Origin of the sequence: Thermomonas fusca (assembly GCF_005862345.1) — a bacterium.
Lineage (GTDB): Bacteria > Pseudomonadota > Gammaproteobacteria > Xanthomonadales > Xanthomonadaceae > Thermomonas > Thermomonas fusca.
The window spans coordinates 458,770-476,632 of sequence record NZ_SROY01000002.1 but is presented as its reverse complement, the minus strand read 5'-3'; the positions used below and the strand labels follow the sequence as shown (position 1 = coordinate 476,632).

At 69.0% G+C, this 17,863-nt stretch carries 20 protein-coding genes and 1 tRNA gene; 14 read left to right on the top strand and 7 right to left on the bottom strand.

Annotated features, from left to right (window positions below):
• Nucleotides 1-29: 29 nt before the first annotated feature.
• A complete protein-coding gene (locus E5S66_RS06455; RefSeq protein ID WP_171033488.1) occupies nt 30-2,081 on the bottom strand; it encodes a GGDEF domain-containing protein in 2,052 nt (683 codons plus the stop codon).
• 135 nt (nt 2,082-2,216) lie between these two features.
• Here E5S66_RS06455 and E5S66_RS06450 point away from each other — a divergent pair, with 135 nt between their 5' ends.
• Nucleotides 2,217-2,600 carry a hypothetical protein gene (locus tag E5S66_RS06450; RefSeq protein WP_138348448.1) on the top strand — a complete coding sequence of 128 codons (384 nt, stop codon included), beginning with the start codon at nt 2,217-2,219 and terminating at the stop codon, nt 2,598-2,600.
• Between the two features lie 124 nt (nt 2,601-2,724).
• Complete coding sequence (locus tag E5S66_RS06445) at nt 2,725-3,594, top strand: pirin family protein (RefSeq protein WP_138348447.1); 870 nt, start codon at nt 2,725-2,727, stop codon at nt 3,592-3,594.
• Between the two features lie 114 nt (nt 3,595-3,708).
• Here E5S66_RS06445 and tpx read toward each other — a convergent pair whose 3' ends face one another.
• The 6 genes from tpx to E5S66_RS06415 all read right to left on the bottom strand — a co-directional run bounded on the left by tpx (nt 3,709) and on the right by E5S66_RS06415 (nt 8,711).
• A complete protein-coding gene (gene tpx, locus E5S66_RS06440; RefSeq protein ID WP_138348446.1) occupies nt 3,709-4,209 on the bottom strand; it encodes a thiol peroxidase in 501 nt (166 codons plus the stop codon).
• Nucleotides 4,210-4,274: 65 nt separating this feature from the next.
• Nucleotides 4,275-5,045, bottom strand: a complete 771-nt coding sequence (locus E5S66_RS06435; RefSeq protein ID WP_138348445.1) for a lipoate--protein ligase family protein — start codon at nt 5,043-5,045, stop codon at nt 4,275-4,277.
• Nucleotides 5,042-5,386: a lipoate-protein ligase small subunit gene (gene lplB, locus E5S66_RS06430; RefSeq protein ID WP_246037161.1), complete on the bottom strand. Its 345-nt coding sequence runs from the start codon at nt 5,384-5,386 to the stop codon at nt 5,042-5,044. The genes E5S66_RS06435 and lplB overlap by 4 nt, the downstream gene beginning before the upstream one ends.
• Nucleotides 5,383-6,201, bottom strand: coding sequence for an amidohydrolase (locus E5S66_RS06425; protein WP_138348444.1), 819 nt, complete (start codon nt 6,199-6,201; stop codon nt 5,383-5,385). Before E5S66_RS06425 ends, lplB begins: the two co-directional genes overlap by 4 nt.
• Before the next feature lie 5 nt (nt 6,202-6,206).
• Nucleotides 6,207-7,421: a peptide-methionine (S)-S-oxide reductase MsrA gene (gene msrA / locus E5S66_RS13915; RefSeq protein WP_246037160.1), complete on the bottom strand. Its 1,215-nt coding sequence runs from the start codon at nt 7,419-7,421 to the stop codon at nt 6,207-6,209.
• A 141-nt stretch (nt 7,422-7,562) separates the two neighbouring features.
• Nucleotides 7,563-8,711, bottom strand: coding sequence for a pyridoxal phosphate-dependent aminotransferase (locus tag E5S66_RS06415; protein ID WP_138348443.1), 1,149 nt, complete (start codon nt 8,709-8,711; stop codon nt 7,563-7,565).
• Nucleotides 8,712-8,826: 115 nt separating this feature from the next.
• Between E5S66_RS06415 and ccmA the strand changes: the two genes are divergently transcribed.
• The 12 genes from ccmA to E5S66_RS06355 all read left to right on the top strand — a co-directional run bounded on the left by ccmA (nt 8,827) and on the right by E5S66_RS06355 (nt 17,772).
• The gene (ccmA, locus tag E5S66_RS06410; RefSeq protein ID WP_138348442.1) at nt 8,827-9,474 is read left to right on the top strand and encodes a heme ABC exporter ATP-binding protein CcmA; all 648 of its coding nucleotides are present in this window, start codon (nt 8,827-8,829) and stop codon (nt 9,472-9,474) included.
• Complete coding sequence (gene ccmB, locus E5S66_RS06405; RefSeq protein WP_138348441.1) at nt 9,471-10,142, top strand: heme exporter protein CcmB; 672 nt, start codon at nt 9,471-9,473, stop codon at nt 10,140-10,142. The genes ccmA and ccmB overlap by 4 nt, the downstream gene beginning before the upstream one ends.
• Before the next feature lie 104 nt (nt 10,143-10,246).
• Nucleotides 10,247-10,819, top strand: coding sequence for an azurin (azu, locus tag E5S66_RS06400; protein WP_138348440.1), 573 nt, complete (start codon nt 10,247-10,249; stop codon nt 10,817-10,819).
• 134 nt (nt 10,820-10,953) lie between these two features.
• Nucleotides 10,954-11,706 carry a heme ABC transporter permease gene (locus tag E5S66_RS06395; RefSeq protein ID WP_138348439.1) on the top strand — a complete coding sequence of 251 codons (753 nt, stop codon included), beginning with the start codon at nt 10,954-10,956 and terminating at the stop codon, nt 11,704-11,706.
• Nucleotides 11,703-11,879 (top strand): heme exporter protein CcmD, encoded by a 177-nt coding sequence (ccmD, locus tag E5S66_RS06390; protein WP_138348438.1) that lies wholly within the window; start codon nt 11,703-11,705, stop codon nt 11,877-11,879. Before E5S66_RS06395 ends, ccmD begins: the two co-directional genes overlap by 4 nt.
• Before the next feature lie 10 nt (nt 11,880-11,889).
• Nucleotides 11,890-12,375, top strand: coding sequence for a cytochrome c maturation protein CcmE (ccmE, locus tag E5S66_RS06385; RefSeq protein WP_138348437.1), 486 nt, complete (start codon nt 11,890-11,892; stop codon nt 12,373-12,375).
• Nucleotides 12,375-14,300: a heme lyase CcmF/NrfE family subunit gene (locus tag E5S66_RS06380; RefSeq protein ID WP_138348436.1), complete on the top strand. Its 1,926-nt coding sequence runs from the start codon at nt 12,375-12,377 to the stop codon at nt 14,298-14,300. The genes ccmE and E5S66_RS06380 overlap by 1 nt, the downstream gene beginning before the upstream one ends.
• Nucleotides 14,301-14,310: 10 nt before the next feature.
• Nucleotides 14,311-14,856, top strand: a complete 546-nt coding sequence (locus E5S66_RS06375) for a DsbE family thiol:disulfide interchange protein (protein WP_138348435.1) — start codon at nt 14,311-14,313, stop codon at nt 14,854-14,856.
• Complete coding sequence (locus E5S66_RS06370; protein ID WP_138348434.1) at nt 14,853-15,338, top strand: cytochrome c-type biogenesis protein; 486 nt, start codon at nt 14,853-14,855, stop codon at nt 15,336-15,338. The genes E5S66_RS06375 and E5S66_RS06370 overlap by 4 nt, the downstream gene beginning before the upstream one ends.
• A complete protein-coding gene (locus tag E5S66_RS06365) occupies nt 15,338-16,339 on the top strand; it encodes a tetratricopeptide repeat protein (protein ID WP_138348433.1) in 1,002 nt (333 codons plus the stop codon). Before E5S66_RS06370 ends, E5S66_RS06365 begins: the two co-directional genes overlap by 1 nt.
• Before the next feature lie 91 nt (nt 16,340-16,430).
• Complete coding sequence (gene metX / locus E5S66_RS06360) at nt 16,431-17,585, top strand: homoserine O-acetyltransferase MetX (RefSeq protein ID WP_138348432.1); 1,155 nt, start codon at nt 16,431-16,433, stop codon at nt 17,583-17,585.
• A gap of 101 nt (nt 17,586-17,686) precedes the next feature.
• Nucleotides 17,687-17,772, top strand: a tRNA-Leu gene (locus E5S66_RS06355).
• Nucleotides 17,773-17,863 lie beyond the last annotated feature (91 nt).

Sequence of the window (17,863 nt, the reverse complement as noted above, 5' to 3'; positions counted from 1 at the left end):
GCGCTGACGCACCGCAGGCAGCTTCGACGTCAGCCCTGCGTCGGCGGCGCGTCCCGGTGCTCGGGCCCGCCGCCATGGAGCGGCTGCACCGGCCCTTCGACCATCTGCCACTCGGCCTGCGCCGCCTCGCGCAGTCGCGCCAGATCGGCTTCGCTGCAGGCGGCATCAACCTCGACCCGGGTCAGGCAAATCGCCTGATTGCGGCCGCTGGCCTTGGCCAGATACAGCGCGGAATCCGCGAGCCCAAGCGCAGCCGCCCACGACTGTCCCGGCATCATCGGATAGGCGACCACGCCCAGCGACACGCTGACCGGAATCGCCTGCCCCTCGAACATGACCGGATCGCCGCCGATCGCATCCAGCACCTTTTTCGCCACCAGCGGCAGCGCCGCGGCCAGGGTGGTGGGCAACACCAGCACGAACTCTTCGCCGCCCCAACGAGCCACCACGTCGTTCTGGCGCAGCTTCGCCTGCAGGCGCCTGACCGTTTCCACCAGCACCGCGTCGCCTGCCGCGTGCCCGCGGGTGTCGTTGATCCGCTTGAACAGATCCAGATCAAGCAGCATCAGGCCGATGCTTTGCCCACTGGTCGCCTGCTCCATCTGCTGCTGCAGCCCGTCCAGCATGGCCTGGGTGTGTCGGCGGTTGAATGCGCCGGTCAACGCATCGGTAGCCGACTGCAGGGCCAGCGCGGCATTGACATGGGTCAGCTTGCGGTTTGCCAGCCGCGCGCGCTTGATCGATTGCCAGGATCCCAGCAACACCAGCCCCAGAATCACCGCCAGCGCGATCCACAGGCGCTGCTTCCAGCTCTCTGCCTCCAGCTGGCTCTGTTTGGCCGTGTTCTGGGCAGCGAGCTTCTCGATCTCGTCGGCCTTGCGCTGGGCAGAGTATTTTTCCTGCAGCTCCAGCACTGCGGTCTCGCGCGCCTGAACCGCGCGCTTTTCCTGCAGCTCGGTGATCGTCTGCAGGGCATCCAGCGCTTCTTCATACCGCCCGGCCTCGCGCAGCACCCGCACCAATTCCTGGGTGATGCCCAGCGTGTAGACCTCGATGTCGGCCTGTTTGGACAGCTCCACGGATTCACGCAGCACGGCCACGCCCCGGTCCACGTCTCCCATCCCCGCCAGTGCGATGCCGATGTTGGCCAGCGGCGCGATCATTTCCCGCTGCAGTCCCTGCTCCCGCGCCAGGGCCAGTGCCTGCCGCGCATACCGCAGCGTCTGCGCGTAGCCGCCGGGCTGCGACAGCCAGAAATCGGCCAGGTTGTTGAGGATGATGATCCTGTCTCGCAACAGGTCCGGGTCGTCACCCACCAGCGCCAATGCCTTTTCCAGCGCAGCGCGCTGCTTCGTGCGTTCCCCGGCAAGCGAATAGGCGTGGCCCAGGTCGAGCAGAATGGTGGGCCGCCCCACCAGATAGCCAATCTCTTCCGCCAGCCGGTAGGCCTCGTTCCCCATCTGGATCGCGCGCTTGGGATCGCCACGATCCGCATTCAGCGCGGCCATCAGGCCCAGGTATTCCACCTGCGCCGCGTTGCGGCCTTCCAGCTTGGCCAGCTCGCTGGCGCGGACCAGCAGGGCGATCGCGTCGTTGTAGTTGCCCTTCCGCCTGTCCAGTTCGGCCTGCGCCGCCAGCAGCTTCCGCAAAGCGTCCCGCGAATCCAGCTGCCGCTGCAGGATCTCCATCTCCGCCAGTCGTGCTTCGGCATCCGCGCGCGTTGCCTTGTTGATGACTCCCTCGCGGAACGCCGACAAGGCCAGGTCGAACCTGCAGCGCACGCAGCCTTCCTTGTCTGCCATCAGTTGCAGCGCAGCGGCGCTGGAGCGATGCACCTGCGGATGCCGGCCGCCCCTGGACAGGTCCAGCAATACGCCGTGATAAGCGGCGCGGCGCGCCAGCGGCGCGTTCTGGCCGGGCACGTCCTCGACCGATTGCAGGCGCTCGATCGCCGCCGCCACCGACGGATAACCATGCTCGCTAAAATCCTTCAGCACGTCGTCCATGCGCGCCTGCGCCGCGGCCAGCGACGACAGCATGCACAGCAGCAATCCGGCGACCAGCCGTAGTCCAGACTTCATCGGCACCCCATGCTCCCCATGCGATTGTTGTACTCCACCGCGCATCGCCGCGATGCGACTCCTTCGGCAAAAACCGCCACCCGTCCGCCCGGCCCATGACCCGGGTAAGCTCGCAGCATCATCACGGAGGCCTCCATGCACGTTGTCCTGTCGCTACTGCTTCTGTTCGCCGCCCCGCAGGCAGCAACCACCACGGCCATGGACTATAGCGAAGCCAAGCGCCTGGCCGATGCCGACGAGGCCGCGGTGACCGGCCCCGCCAAGGAAAGACTGCTGGCGGCGCAGGCAGCGCTGCTGGATGCCGGGGTGGCCGAATGCAATCGCTTCGATCTGCGCGGCGACGTCACGCCGTTCGTGGTGGTGATGCAACTGGATGCACAGGGCCGGGTTCAGCAGACCTGGCGACAGGGCGGCTCGCCGCTGGCGATCTGCCTGCAACGCTATGTGCGCGGCCGGACGCTGGTGGCGCCGCCGAAAGCCCCATTCCACGCTTCGCTGGAAATCAGCTTCGACAAGTAGCGAAGCGGATGCGGCACAAATAGAACAATCCGTAGTTTTATACAGAATTGAACGCAATTTTCAGACAATCCATCATGACACCCAAGGCAACCGGCATCGCGCCGGCCCGCATTGGAGCAAAGCCATGAAGAAGGTCCTCGAAGTCGCCGGTGCGCCCGGCCGACACTGGGTCGGCAACGGGTTTCCGGTGCACGGCATGTTCGGCTACAGCGGCGCGGGCGTGGCCGAGCGCAGCCCGTTCCTGATGCTGGATTACGCCGCACCAATCCGGTTCGAGCCCACCAGCGAGCGCCGCGGCGTCGGCCAGCACCCGCATCGCGGGTTCGAGACGGTGACCATCGTTTACGAGGGCGAGGTGGAGCATCGCGACTCCACCGGCAACGGCGGCATCATCGGCAAGGGCGACGTGCAGTGGATGACCGCCGCCGGCGGCATCCTGCACGAAGAGTTCCATTCGCCCGCCTACGCCGCCGCCGGCGGGCCCTTCGAAATGGTGCAGCTGTGGGTCAACCTGCCGGCCAAGGACAAGATGGCGCCGCCCGGCTACCAGGGCATCCTGGACGCGCGGATCCCTGCCATCGCCCTGGCGTACGGCGCCGGCACGCTGCGGCTGATTGCCGGCGAACATGCCGGCCAGAAGGGGCCGGCGCGCACCTTCACCCCGATGAACGTGTGGGACCTGCGGCTGGCCGCGGGGCAGCGCGTATCGCTGCCGCAGCCGGAAGGCTGGACCACCCTGCTGGTGGTGCTGGACGGCACCGTGCAGCTGAACGGCGAAGCCATCGTCCGTGCCGCGCAGGTGGCCACGCTGTCCACCGCCGGCAGCGGCGTGGAGATCGAAACCAGCGGCGAGGCCAAGCTGCTGCTGTTGGCCGGCGAGCCGATCGACGAGCCGGTGGTGGGCCACGGCCCGTTCGTGATGAACAGCCAGCGGGAGATCATCCAGGCGATTGCCGACTTCAACAGCGGCAAGTTCGGGCGCATGGCGGGGTAGCCCGGCCGCGAACGCGCGCCGCGGCCACAAACGGAACCGGCGTCCCTGCCACAGGGACGCCGGATATCGGGGCATATCTGGAAACGCGCCCGGGCCGATGGGCGCGCTGAGGCTTCAGCCCAGCGCAGCCAGCGCCGCGGCGTAGTCCGGCTCGTCGGTGATTTCCGGCACCAGCTGGGTGTACAGCACCTTGTCGTGGTCATCCAGCACCACCACCGCGCGCGCGGCCACGCCGGCCAGCGGGCCGTCTTCCATCGCCACGCCATAGTCGCGGAGGAACTCGCGCCCGCGCATGGTCGAGAGCATGGTGACGTTGTCCAGCCCTTCCGCGCCGCAGAAGCGCTGCTGGGCGAACGGCAGGTCGGCGGAAATGCACAGCACCGCGGTGTTGGCCAGCCCGGCGGCGTCCCGGTTGAAGTGGCGCACCGAGGCCGCGCAGACGCCGGTATCGATGCTGGGGAAGATGTTGAGGATCTTGCGCTTGCCGGCAAAGTCCGCCAGCGCGCGGTCGGACAGGTCGACGCCGACCAGACGGAACGCCGGTGCCTGATCGCCGATCTGCGGAAGCTGGCCGCCGACGCTGACGGGATTGCCCTTGAGGGTGACGCTGGACATGTGGAACTCCTGAACGGAACGATGAATGGGACGCCCATGCTAGGGCGGCAGACGTAAGCCTGCCGTCACGGCACCACGGCCGTCCATGCGCGGGTGGCGAACTTCTCCAGCACCAGCGCCTCGGCCCGCGCCAGCTCGTCCGGGCGGACGGCGGCGTCGGACAGTCCGTGCGCCTCGCGGAAGGTGTCGATCATCCGCGCGATGACTTCCGCGCGGGCCAGCCCGGTCTGGCTGCGCAGCGGGTCCACCCGTTTGTTGGCGCTCTGGGTGGCCTTGTCGGACAGCTTCTCGCGGCCGATCCGCAGCACCTGCAGCATCTTGTCGGCATCGATGTCGTAGGCCATGGTCACGTGGTGCAGCACCGCCTTGCCGCGGCGCATTTGCGCGGCGCCGGCGATCTTGCCGGCCTTCGAGGCGATGTCGTTGAGTGGCTGGTACCAGGCCTCGATGCCGAGCGTGCGCAGCGCCTCCAGCACCCACGCGTCCATGAACGCGTAGGACTGCTCGAACGACATCCCGGCCACCAAAGACTCCGGCGCCGACAGCGAATAGGTGATGGTATTGCCCGGCTCGATGAACATCGCGCCGCCGCCGGTGATCCGTCGCACCACCTCGATGCCATGGCGCGCCGCGCCGTCGGGATCGACCTCGTTGCGCAGCGACTGGAAGCGCCCGATCACCACCGCCGGCGACGCCCATTCCCACACCCGCAGCGTCGGCGCCCGGCGGCCGGCCGCCACCTCGTCGGTGATGACCTCGTCCAGCGCCATGTGCAGCGCCGGCGACTGCGGCCCGGCGTGGACCAGCTGCCAGTCGAATGCACGCCAGGCGCTCATGCCGCCTCCGCCGCGTCGATGGCACGCCGCACCGCGACCGCAACCGCGTCGGCGCTGATCCCGTACATCCGCACCTGCACGGGCAGCGCCGCCTGCACCACCGCGGCCAGCACATCCGCATCGGCATCCGCGCTCTGCCCGGCCAGCGCCGCATTGATCGCGTCCAGCGCCTCGTCCGGTTCGAGGAAGAAATCCCCGCTCACCGCCACCTGCGCCAGCCGGCCGCGGTCGATGGCCACGTCGGCCACCACCAGCTTGCCGCCGGGCATCTTGTACTCGCCATGTCCGTGCATGCCGGCATTGTCCGCCGGCGCCGATGCCGCCGCCATGACCCCGGTCACGCCTCGAGGTTGAAGGCATCCGCATCGCGCAGTGCCGGGAAGCGCTGGCGCTGCGCGTGCAGCTCCGCCGCCTGCAGGGTGGTGGTGGCCACCACTTCGGCGTCCATGCACTCGCTGACCGGCTGGCCGAGGAAATCGATCACCGCGCTGTCGCCGCTGTAGTGCAGGCCGTTGCCGTCAGTGCCGACCCGGTTGACGCCGACCACGTAGCTGACGTTCTCGATCGCGCGCGCGCGCAGCAGGGTCTTCCACGCATGACTGCGCACCGACGGCCAGTTGGCGACGTACAGCGCGAGGTCGTAGTCCGGCAGGCCGGGACGGGCGGCGTCGAAGCGATTGCGCGAGAACACCGGGAAACGCAGGTCGTAGCAGACCTGCAGCAGGATATGCCAACCATTCCATTCCACGATCACCCGGCGGTTGCCGGCGGCGTAGCGCTCATGCTCGTTGGCGAACGAGAACAGGTGGCGCTTGTCGTAGTGGGCCAGCCCGCCACCCGGCGCGGCGAACAGCATGCGGTTGTAGACGCCGTCGCCATCGCGCAGTTGCACGCTGCCGGTGACCGCCGCGCCAAGCCGGTCGGCCTGTTCCAGCATCCAGTCCACGGTGGCCCCCTGCATGTCTTCGGCGGCGGCAACCGCGTCATTGGAAAAGCCGCTGGTGAAGGTTTCCGGCAGCACCACCAGGTCGGTGATGCCGTGCAGGGGCGCGATCAGCCCGGCGTAGTGGTCGCGATTGCCCGCGGGATCGTGCCAGCGGGTCTCGCCCTGCACGATCGAGACGCGCAGGTCGGACTGGGGAACGGAATCATCCATGGAGATCATGCCTTGGGCGGATCGGGAAGGAATTTCAGCACGTTGCCGTTGATGCAATAGCGCTTGCCGGTGGGCGGCGGGCCGTCGTCGAACACATGCCCCAGATGGATGCCGGAGCTGGTGCTGCGCACCTCGACGCGTCGCATGCCGTGACTGTCGTCCTGCAGGAACTCCAGTGCACCGGCCATCGGCTCGAAGAAGCTGGGCCAGCCGCAGGCGCTGTCGAACTTGGCGTCGCTGCGGAACAGCGCGGCGCCACTGATCGGGTCGAAATAGGTGCCGGGGCGGGATTCGGACAGATGCGCGCCGGTGCCGGGCAGCTCGGTGCCGGATTCGAAGGCGATGCGTTGCTGTTCCGGGCTGAGCAGGTGGAAGCCCAGCCACTGCCAGAACTTCCTCGGATCACCGGCATAGCCTGTGAAACGCGCGACCTCCTTGCCCTGCTGGAACAGCACGATGGTCGGCGTGCCCAGCAGCGGCCCGGCCAGCGTCCAGCCGCTCGGCGCCTTCTGCGAACGGGTCTTGGCGAACGGCACGTCCGCGTTCCAGCCCGCCAGCACCTGCGCCTGGAACTTCTCGCAGTACGGGCAGTCCTCGGCGTCGTACACCACCAGCTGGCGATCATCACGCAGCGTGCTGCCATCCAGCGGCGGTGTGGTCACGACATCGGCATCGAGGCCGTACTTCACCCCGGTGCCGCCCAGCCCGCAGTAGCCGTCGGGATTCTTCAGCAGGTAATCCTGATGGTTCTCCTCGGCGCGGCTGTAGTGGCGCAGCGGCAGGATCTCGGTACTGATCCGGCCGTGGCCGGCACGCGTGAGGTTCTTCTGGTAGAGATCGCGGCTCTGTTCGGCCAGGATCTTCTGCGCCTCGCTGGTGAAATAGATCGCGCTGCGGTAGTTGCTGCCGATGTCGTTGCCCTGTCCGCCCACCTGGGTGGGATCGTGGTTCTCCCAGAACGCCACCAGCAGGGTCATCAGGTCGAGGCGCTTCGGGTCGTAGCGCACCCGCACCACCTCGGCGTGGTTGCGGGCCTGGCTGCGGCCGGCGCGGATCAGCCGCTCCTCGCGCAGCACGTCTTCGTAGGTCACCTTGGGCGCATCGCCACCGGCGTAGCCCACTTCGACATCAGCCACGCCCGGCACCGCGCGCAGCCGTTTTTCCGCGCCCCAGAAACAGCCCATGCCGAAATAGATGTCCTGCAGCTGTTGCGTGTCCATGGCGGTGACTCCTGTCCGTGGCATGACCGGTCGGGCCTGCAAGGCCCGCCATCCCAGTAATGCGGCTGCGCCCGTCAGCAGCAGTGCAAACAACAGGGCGATGGTCTTGTCGGCCTGCATCATGGCCTCCGGGTTGTGGCGTTACAGCTTGGACAAACGTTCGATGGCACGGTTCACCGTGTCCTCGTTCTTGGCGAAACACAGCCGCAGCAGGCGCTGCCCGGCCGGCGCCGAGGCGTAGAACGGCGACAGCGGAATGCCGGTCACGCCGTGCTCCACGGTCAGCCAACGCGCGAACTCCAGATCCGGCAGGTCGCTGACGGCCGAATAGTCCACCAGCTGGAAATACCCGCCCGGCACCGGCAGCGGCTTGAGCCGGGTTGCGGCCAGCTGCGCGCGGAAGCGGTCGCGCTTGTCCTGGTAGAACGCCCCGAGCTGCTCGTAGTGTTCCGGCTCCTGCGTGATCATCTCGGCAAAGGCGTGTTGCGACGGCGTGAAGCTGCAGAACACGTTGTACTGGTGGACCTTGCGGAACTCCGCCGACAGCGCCGGCGGCGCGATCGCGTAGCCCAGCTTCCAGCCGGTGCAGTGGTAGGTCTTGCCGAAGCTGGAGATCACGAAGCTGCGCTCGCGCAGCTGCGGGTAGAGCAGCGCGGATTCGTGGCGCGCGCCGTCGAACACGATGTGCTCGTAGACCTCGTCGCTGAGCAGCACGATGTCGGTGCCCTGCAGCAGGTCGATCAGCGCCTGCATGTCGGCGGCGGTGAACATCGCGCCGGACGGGTTGTGCGGGCTGTTGACCATCAGCATGCGGGTCTTCGGGGTGATCGCCGCGCGCACCGCGTCCCAGTCGGGGGCGAAGGTAGCCGGGTCCAGCGGCACGTGCACCGCGGTGGCGCCGGCCAGCTCGATGGCCGGCTCGTAGCAGTCGTAGCAGGGGTCGAGGACGATGACCTCCTCGCCGGCGCGCACCACCGCGTGGATGGCGTTGAAGATCGCCTCGGTGGCACCGCTGGTGACGGTGATTTCGGTGTCGGCATCGGGGCGCCAGCCGTAGCAGCGCTCGGTCTTGGCGGCGATGGCCTGGCGCAGCGCCGGGATCCCGGTCATCGGCGCGTACTGGTTGTGGCCGGCCTGCATCGCGCGGGTCAGCGCGTCCACCAGCCGCGGCGGCACCGGGAAATCCGGGAAGCCCTGGCCGAGGTTGACCGCACCGTGCTCGGCCGCCAGCTGCGACATCACGGTGAAGATGGTGGTGCCGACCTTCGGCAGTTTGGTGTCTGGACGCATGGCGATGCCGTTTGCAGCGGGCATTCCAGTGTACGGAATCCACGCGCAGGCGGATGCGCAGGCAGGCGCAGGACGGTGGGCGCGCGTCGGAGCGGGCCGGTAGAATCGGCGGCCCATGCCCGATTCCCGCACGCCTTCCCGACCCCTGCTCGCCGCGCACGGGCTGGCGTTCTCGCGCGACGAGACGCCGGTGTTCGGGCCGCTGGATTTTTCCGTCGATGCCGGCGAGGCGCTGCTGGTGCAGGGCGGCAACGGCGCCGGCAAGACCACCTTGCTGCGCGTGCTGGCCGGCCTGCTGCGCGCCGAGGCTGGCAGGGTGGAGATCGACGGCCTGCCCGCACGGCCCGCGTCGCGCGCGCGCCACATCGCCTATCTAGGGCATTTGCCGGGCCTGAAGGCCGATCTGTCGGCGCTGCGCAACCTGGATTACCTGTGCGGGCTGCATGGCCGTCGCGCCCGGCAGACGCCGGAAGCGGCGATGGCCATCGTCGGCCTGGGCGGTTTCGAGGACGCACCGCTGCGCACCCTCTCGGCCGGGCAGAAAAAACGCCTCGGGCTGGCCCGGCAGTGGCTGTCGCCGGCGCCGCTGTGGCTGCTCGACGAACCCTACGCCAACCTCGATCTGGACGGCATCCAGCTGGTCAACCGGATGGTGGAAGCGCATCTGCGCGAAGGCGGCGCGGCGCTGATCACCACCCACGGCGCCTACGCCGCGCCGCCGGTGCGCACCCGCCTGCTGGAACTGAAGAGGCCGGCGGCATGATGTGGCAGGCCGCGCGCGCGCTGATGACCCGCGACCTGCAGCTGCTGTGGGCGCGCCGCGGCGACGCCCTGCAGCCGGCGCTGTTCGCGCTGTTGACGGTGGTGCTGTTCGCGCTGGCCCTGGGCGGCGATGCCAGGTCGCTGGCGCCGGTGGCGTCGGCGGTGTTGTGGCTGGCCGCCCTGCTGGCCGGGCTGCTGGCGCTGGACAACCTGTTCCGCGGTGACGCCGAGGACGGTTCGCTGGAACAGTGGATGCTGGCGCCGGTGCCGCTGTGGTGGCTGGTGCTGGTGCGCACCCTGATGCACTGGGCCACCACCGCGCTGCCGCTGATCCTGGCAGTGCCGCTGCTCGGCGAGTTGCTGCACCTGCCGCATGCGCAGCTGCCGGTGCTGATGCTGTCGCTGCTGCTGGGCACGCCGATCCTGAGCCTGCTGGGGGCAGTGGTCGCCGCGCTGACCGTGGGCATGCGCCGAGCCGGCATCCTCGTCGCCCTGCTGGCGCTGCCGCTGTACGTGCCGGTGCTGGTGTTCGGTGCCGGCGCGGTGGCCGCGCACGCGCAGGGCTTCGATGCGGTCGGCGCGCTGCTGCTACTGAGCGCCGGCCTGGTGCTGGCGCTGGCGCTGGCGCCGGTCACGGCCGCCGCCGCCTTGCGCATCGCCCATTCATAAGACAGCGCAGGCTTGAGATGGATCAATGTTTTTTTAACGAGCGGCGTCCGACAATGACGCGCCTGGCCGATGCGGCCAGCCCCACATTCTTTGGAGCATTCGCAATGAAGTCCCGTCATATCCTGCTCGCCGGTGCGGTTGCGCTGGCCCTGTCCGCCTGCGGCAACTCGTCCGCGCCCGCCGATTCCGCCGCCCCCGCCGATGCAGCGCCGGCGGCCGAAGCCCCCGCCGCGGCCCCGGTCGAGGCTGCTCCGGCCGAAGCCGCGCCCGCTGCCGCCAGCACCAAGCCGGCCGTGGTCGAAAACTGCGCCACCACCATCGAATCGAACGATGCGATGCAGTACAACGCCGACTCGATCACCGTGCCGGCCAGCTGCACCCAGTTCACCATCAACCTGAAGCACGTCGGCAGCATGGCCGCCAACGTCATGGGTCACAACCTGGTTGTCGCCAAGGAAGCCGACATGGCCGGCATTTCCGCCGACGGCGCCTCCAACGCGGCCGAACACGTCAAGGAAGGCGACGCCCGTTCGATCGCCCACACCAAGATCATCGGCGGCGGCGAATCCGCGTCGGTGACCTTCGATGTGGCCAAGATCAAGGACGGCGGCTACAAGTTCTTCTGCAGCTTCCCGGGCCACCTGGCGCTGATGCAGGGCAACATCCAGGTCCAGTAAGCCGCGCCACCCACGGGCGGGCGGCCCATGCCGCCCCGCCCGTTACCGGAAGTCCGGGTACCGGCCCGCCCGCGGGCTGGTATCCTTCGCAGGATTGACCACGGCGCGTCCACGCCGCTCCTGCCAAGGCCAAGATGTCTCCGCTGATCCGCTGGTTCCACCAACTCGGCTCGCCCCCGTACTTCGATCGCTTTGCCGCCCGCTGGACGCCGTGGGCTTGGCTGCTGGGGCTGGTGGCGATGGTCGTGGGCCTGTATGGCGCGCTGTTCCAGGTCCCCGCCGACTACCAGCAGGGCGACAGCTTCCGCATCCTCTACATCCACGTCCCCGCGGCCTGGATGAGCATGGCCATCTTCGGCCTGATGGCGTTCTATTCGGCGATCGCGCTGATCTGGCGGATCAAACTCTGCGAAATCCTGGCGATGGCCTGCGCGCCCACCGGCGCCGCCTTCACCTTCGTCACCCTCGCCACCGGCTCGATCTGGGGCAAGCCGATGTGGGGCACCTGGTGGGACTGGGACCCGCGCCTGACCACCGAGCTGATCCTGCTGTTCCTGTACCTGGGCGTGATGGGCCTGTACGCCGCCATCGACGACCGCCGCAACGCCGCCCGCGCCGCCGGTCTGCTGGCCATCGTCGGCGTCGCCCTGCTGCCGGTGATCCGCTGGTCGGTGGTGTGGTGGAACTCGCTGCACCAGGGCCAGACCATCCGCGTGTTCGGCGAGTCCAGCATGGACGCCAGCATGATGTGGCCGCTCATCTGGATGATCGTCGGCACCAAGCTGTGGTTCGTCGGCTCGCTGCTGGCCCGCGCCCGCGCCGACAACCTGCGCCGCGAAGCCGCCAAGGACTGGGTCTCGAAGCTGGCCGCCGGAGTGCCGCGATGAGCTACCGCGAATACGTCATCGCTGCCTATGCGGTGTTCGCCGCGATGCTGCTGTGGGACTTCCTGGTGCCGAAGCTGCAGATCCGCGCCGCCCTGCGCGCCGCCAGGCTGCGCAGCACCCGCCAGCAGGCCGCCCCTCCCCCCGATACCGAACGCCCGCTGTCGCGGGACTGACCTGGACGCCATGCACCCCACCCGCAAACGCCGCCTCCTGCTGATCCTCGCCCTGGTCGCCGTCGCCGGCGTGGCGACCGCGCTGATCGCGATGGCGCTGCAGCGCAACGTCGCCTATCTCTACACCCCGCATGAAGTGCTGGGCGGGACCGCCGGCGACAACGTGCGCAGCGGCGAAGCCCGCTTCCGCCTCGGCGGTATGGTCGCCAAGGATTCGTTCAAGCGCGCACCCGGCTCGATGGAAGCCCATTTCGAAGTGGACGACGGCGATGCGCGCCTGCCGGTGGTCTACACCGGCATCCTTCCCGACCTGTTCCGGGAGAACCAGTCGGTGGTGGCCACCGGGCGGATGCAGGGCGACGTGTTCGTGGCCGAGGAAGTGCTGGCCAAGCACGACGAGACCTACATGCCCAAGGAAGTGGCCGACAAGATGGGCGCCGCGCACAAGAAGCACAACGTGCAGGACAAGACGACGCCTGCGGAAGGCGCGCCGTAATGCTTCCGGAACTCGGACAGATCGCGCTGCTGCTGGCGCTGCTGGTAGCGGCGCTGCAGGCGCTGCTGCCCCTGCTGGGCGCCCAGCGCGACGTGCCGGTGCTGATGGCGGTGGCGCGGCCCGCCGCCTGGATGCAGCTGCTGCTGGTGGGCCTGGCCTTCGCCATCCTCACCTACGCCTTCGTGGTCAACGACTTCTCGGTGCAGTACGTAGCCGAGAACTCCAACTCGCTGCTGCCCACGCTCTATCGCTACACCGCGGTGTGGGGTGCGCACGAAGGCTCGCTGCTGCTGTGGGCGCTGGTGCTGGCGCTGTGGACCGCGGCGGTGGCGCGGTTCTCGAAGGCATTGCCGCTGCCGGTGGTGGCGCGGGTGCTGGGGGTGATGGGAGTCGTCTCGGTCGGCTTCCTCGCCTTCCTGGTGTTCACCAGCAACCCGTTCATCCGCATCCTGCCGGCCGCCGGCGAAGGCCGCGACCTCAATCCGCTGCTGCAGGACCCGGGGCTGATCGTGCACCCGCCAATGCTGTACGCCGGCTACGTCGGCTTCGCGGTGCCGTTCGCCTTCGCCATCGCCGCGCTGCTGGAGCGCCGCATCGACGCGCAGTGGCTGCGCTGGACGCGACCCTGGACCAACGTGGCCTGGGCCTGCCTCACCCTCGGCATCGCGCTGGGATCGTGGTGGGCCTATTACGAGCTGGGCTGGGGCGGCTGGTGGTTCTGGGACCCGGTGGAAAACGCCAGCTTCATGCCGTGGCTGGCCGGCGCCGCGCTGCTGCATTCGCAGGCGGTCACCGAAAAGCGCGGCAGCTTCGGCGGCTGGACGCTGCTGCTGGCCATCGCCACCTTCTCGCTGTCGCTGCTGGGCACCTTCCTGGTGCGCTCCGGCGTCCTGACCAGCGTTCACGCCTTCGCGGCGGATCCCGGCCGCGGCCTGTTCGTGCTGATCTTCCTCGGCATCGTGGTCGGCGGCTCGCTGGTGCTGTACGCGTTGCGCGCGCCGGACACCGAGAGCAACGCCAAACCCTTCGCCGCCGGCTCGCGCGAGACCCTGCTGCTGCTCAACAACCTGCTGCTGACCACCGCCTGCGCGATGGTGCTGCTGGGCACCCTGTACCCGCTGCTGGCCGACACCCTGGAACTGGGCAAGATCTCGGTGGGTCCGCCCTATTTCGCGATGATGTTCATCCTGCTGATGGCGCCGCTGGTGGCGCTGGTGCCGCTGGGCCCGCTGACCCGCTGGCAGCGCGAGCAAATGGCCACGCCGCTGCGCCTGCTGCTGCCGTGGGCGGTGCTGGCGCTGGTGGCCGCCACCATCGCGTTCTTCCTTGCGCCGCAGGGCCAGTGGAAGACCGGTGCCGGCATCCTCGGCGCGGTCTGGGTGGGCGCCGGCACGCTGCGCTTCGTCTGGACCCGCCTGCGTTCCGCCGGCGGCCGCCTGACCCGCGAAATGTGGGGCATGGTGCTGGCCCACCTGGGCATCGCGGTGTTCCTGGTCGGCGCGCTGCTGGTCGAAGGCCTGAACCTGCAGCGCGAGCTGGCGGTGAAGGCCGGCGACACGGTGACGCTGGGCGATTACGCGTTCCGCTTCGACGGCATCGTCGAGCGCGAGGGCCCGAACTACGTGTCCGACCGCGGCACCGTGCAGGTGCTGCGCGATGGCCGCATCACCCACACCCTGCATCCCGAGAAGCGCCGCTATCGCGCCGGCGGCCAGGTGATGACCGAATCCGGGATCGCCCGCGGCGTGTTCGCCGATGCCTACGTGGCGATCGGCGAATCGCTGGGCAACGATGCCTGGGCGCTGCGCGTCCATATCAAACCATTCGTGCGCTGGATCTGGGCCGGCGCACTGCTGATGGCGCTGGGCGCCATCGTCACCGCTTTCGACCGGCGCTTCCGCAGCGTGCGCAAGGATCTCCAATGAAGGGCCTCGCATGAAAACCTCCCGCTGGCTGCCGCTGGCCGCCTTCGCCCTGCTTGCCGCGCTGCTGGCGGCGGGCGTGTGGATGAGCCGCAAGCCCAACCGCGACGCCCTGCCCTCGCCGCTGATCGGCAAGCCGGCGCCGGAGTTCGCGCTGCCGGTGCTGCACGACCCCACCTACACGGTGAAGCTGTCCGACCTGCGCGGCCAGCCGTTCCTGATGAACGTCTGGGGCAGCTGGTGCGTGGAGTGCCGGGTGGAGCACCCGGTGCTGACCAAGTTCGCCGAGACCAAGCGCCTGCGCGTGGTCGGCTACAACTGGAAGGACGAGCCCGCCGACGCGCTGCGCTGGCTGGAGCAGTTCGGCAATCCCTACATGGTGGTGCTGTCCGACGTCGAAGGCCGCACCGCGCTGGACTGGGGCGTGTACGGCGCACCGGAATCGTTCCTGGTCGATGGCCGCGGCATCGTGCGCTGGAAGCACGTCGGCCCGCTGACGGACGAACTGATCGCCAAGGAACTGCTGCCGCTGGTCACCAGGATCGAGGCTGAACGATGAGCCGGGTCGCCAACTTCCTTGGCCGGGGCAGGATCGCCGGCCTGTCCCTGGGCCTCATCCTGGCCTGCGGACTTGCGCCGCCCGCCTTCGCCCAGGCCAACCAGCAGGCCGACGCCGCCCCGCTGCAGTTCCAGGATGCCGCCGAGGAAGCCCGCTTCCACGCGCTGACCCTGCAGCTGCGCTGCGTGATGTGCCAGAACCAGTCGCTGGCCGACTCCAACGCGCTGATCGCGCTGCAGCTGCGGCGCGAGGTGCTGGAGCTGATGCGCAAGGGCATGAGCGATGCGCAGATCAAGGATTACCTGGTGCAGCGCTACGGCGAATTCGTGCTGTACAAGCCGAAACTGGAAGGCGGCACCCTGCTGCTGTGGATCGGCCCGGCGGTGGTGCTGCTGGCCGGCGCCGGCGTGGTCGCCGCGATCGTACGCCGACGCAGGCCCGCGGCCAACCGGGATGCCAGCGACGACGGGCAGGAGTGGTGATGACCGCTTTCGTCGTATTCGCCGCGCTGCTTTGCCTGATCGTGCTGGCCGCCCTGCTGCGCCCGCTGTGGCGCGATGCGCGCGGCGTGGCGCTGGGCATCGGCCTGATCACCCTGCTTTCCACCGGCCTGCTGTACCGGCTGGTGGGCACCCCGCAGGCACTGGACCCCGCCGCCCGGCAGGCGCCGCGCACGCTGGAGGAAGCGGTGGTCCAGCTCAAGGCCGCGCTGGCGCGCGACCCGCAGCAGGCGGAAGGCTGGGCCCTGCTCGGCCAGGCCTATCTGCGCATGGAAGACGCCGCCAACGCCCGCGACGCCTTCGCCAAGGCCGCCAGGCTTGCCCCCGAGAACGCCGACTTCCTCACCGAAGCCGCGCAGTCGCGCGCGATGGCCAATCCCAACCGCAGCTTCGACGCCGAGGCGCTGACGCTGCTGCAGGCCGCGCTCAAGGCGGACCCCAACCACCAGCGCGCGCGCTGGTTCCTCGGCGTGGCCCAGCGTCAGGCCGGCAAGCATGCGGAGGCCGCCGCCACCTGGGCGCCGCTGCTGACGCAGGTCAGCGCCGACACCGCCACCAGCCTGCGCAAGGAAATCAACGCCGCCCGTGCCGATGCCGGCCTGCAGCCATTGGCCGAAGCCGCCGCCCAGCCTGCCGCGACCGCCCTGCTGAACGTCGAGGTGGCACTGGATCCCGCGCTGGCCGAACGGGTGCGCCTGCGGGCCGATGCCACGGTGTTCGTGATCGCCCGCCAGCCCGGTTCGCCGATGCCGGTGGCCGCGCAGAAACACGCGGTCTCGGAACTGCCGTTCAGTGCCGCGCTCAGCGACGGCGACAGTCCCATGCCCACCCTCAAGCTGTCGCAAATGCAGGAAGTCGAGCTGGTGGCGCGGCTGTCGGCCAGTGGCGATGCCAGTCGCCAGGAAGGTGACCTGGAGTCCAGGCCGGTGCGGGTGAAATTGCCGGCCGACAAGCCGGTGCGGCTGGTGATCGGCGCGCAGTAACCGCCGGTTCATGCCGGCATGCCTAAAAGGCATGACCGTCCGCTTCGTCAGGGGGGATGATGGCCTACCGGTCTTTTCCCCCCGCACTTCCATGGCCGAATTCATTCCCCCCGGCACCCGCTGGTTCGATCTGCCCACGCCGTTTCCGATGAAGCGCGGCGGCGCGCTGCACGGCGCGCGCCTGGCCTATGAAACCTGGGGCCGGCTGGATGCCGACGGCGGCAACGCCATCCTGATCCTCACCGGCATGTCGCCGGACGCCCACGCCGCGTCCAGCGATGCCGCCCCCGCGCCGGGCTGGTGGGAATGGATGATCGGCCCCGGCAAGCCCATCGACACCCGCCGCTGGTTCGTGGTCTGCATCAACCCGCTGGGCAGCTGCAAGGGCAGCACCGGGCCGGCGTCGGTCAACCCCGACACCGGCCAGCCCTACCGCCTGGACTTCCCCGAGCTGTCGATCGAGGATGCCGCCGATGCCTCCGCGGCGCTGCTGCGCGGGTTGGGCATCGCGCAGCTGGCCTGCCTGGTCGGCAATTCGATGGGCGGGATGGGCGCGCTGTCGCTGCTGGCCCGCCACCCCGGCATTGCCCGCAGCCACGTCAATATCTGCGGCGCGGCGCGCGCGCTGCCGTTCTCCATCGCCATCCGCTCGCTGCAGCGCGAGGCGATCCGGCTGGACCCGCAGTGGAACGGCGGCGCCTACGACGACGCGGAGAATTACCCGGAAAACGGCATGCGCATGGCGCGCAAGCTCGGCGTCATCACCTATCGCTCGGCGCTGGAATGGGACGGCCGCTTCGGTCGGGTGCGGCTGGATTCCGACCGCCGCGAGGGCGAGGATCCGTTCGGGCTGGAGTTCGAGGTGGAAAGCTACCTCGAGGCCCATGCGCGCCGCTTCGTGCACAAGTACGACCCCAACTGCTACCTCTATCTCAGCCGTTCGATGGACTGGTTCGACCTCGGCGAGGCGCACGCCGGCGACACCGCGCGCGGGCTGGCCGCCATCGAGGGCGTGCGCCATGCGCTGGTGATCGGGGTCAAGACCGACATCCTGTTCCCGATCCAGCAGCAGGAAGAGATCGCCGCCGGCCTGCGCAACGCCGGCTGCGACACCCGCTTCCTGCCGATGCCGTCGCCGCAGGGCCACGATGCCTTCCTGGTCGATGAAGAACGCTTCGGCCCCGCCGTCGCCGGCTTCCTGCGCGCGCTGCCGGCCGCGGCCCTGCCCAGCGGCAAGGTGGCCTGAACGCGCCGCATCGGAAGGACTGGAACCAGCAGAGGCGACGGCCACGCTCCCGCCGCCGGAGGCGTGCATATAGGCGCGCCGTCACGGTAAGATAAGCGCATGCCGGTGTGGCGGAATGGTAGACGCGGTGGACTCAAAATCCACTGGCAGCGATGTCGTGTAGGTTCGAGTCCTATCACCGGTACCAGCGATCCGAAGGGTCGGGCCTTGCGCCCGGCCCTTTCGCGTTTTTCACGGCCCCTGCGACCGCCACGGCGTCCGGCCGCGCAGGAACCGCC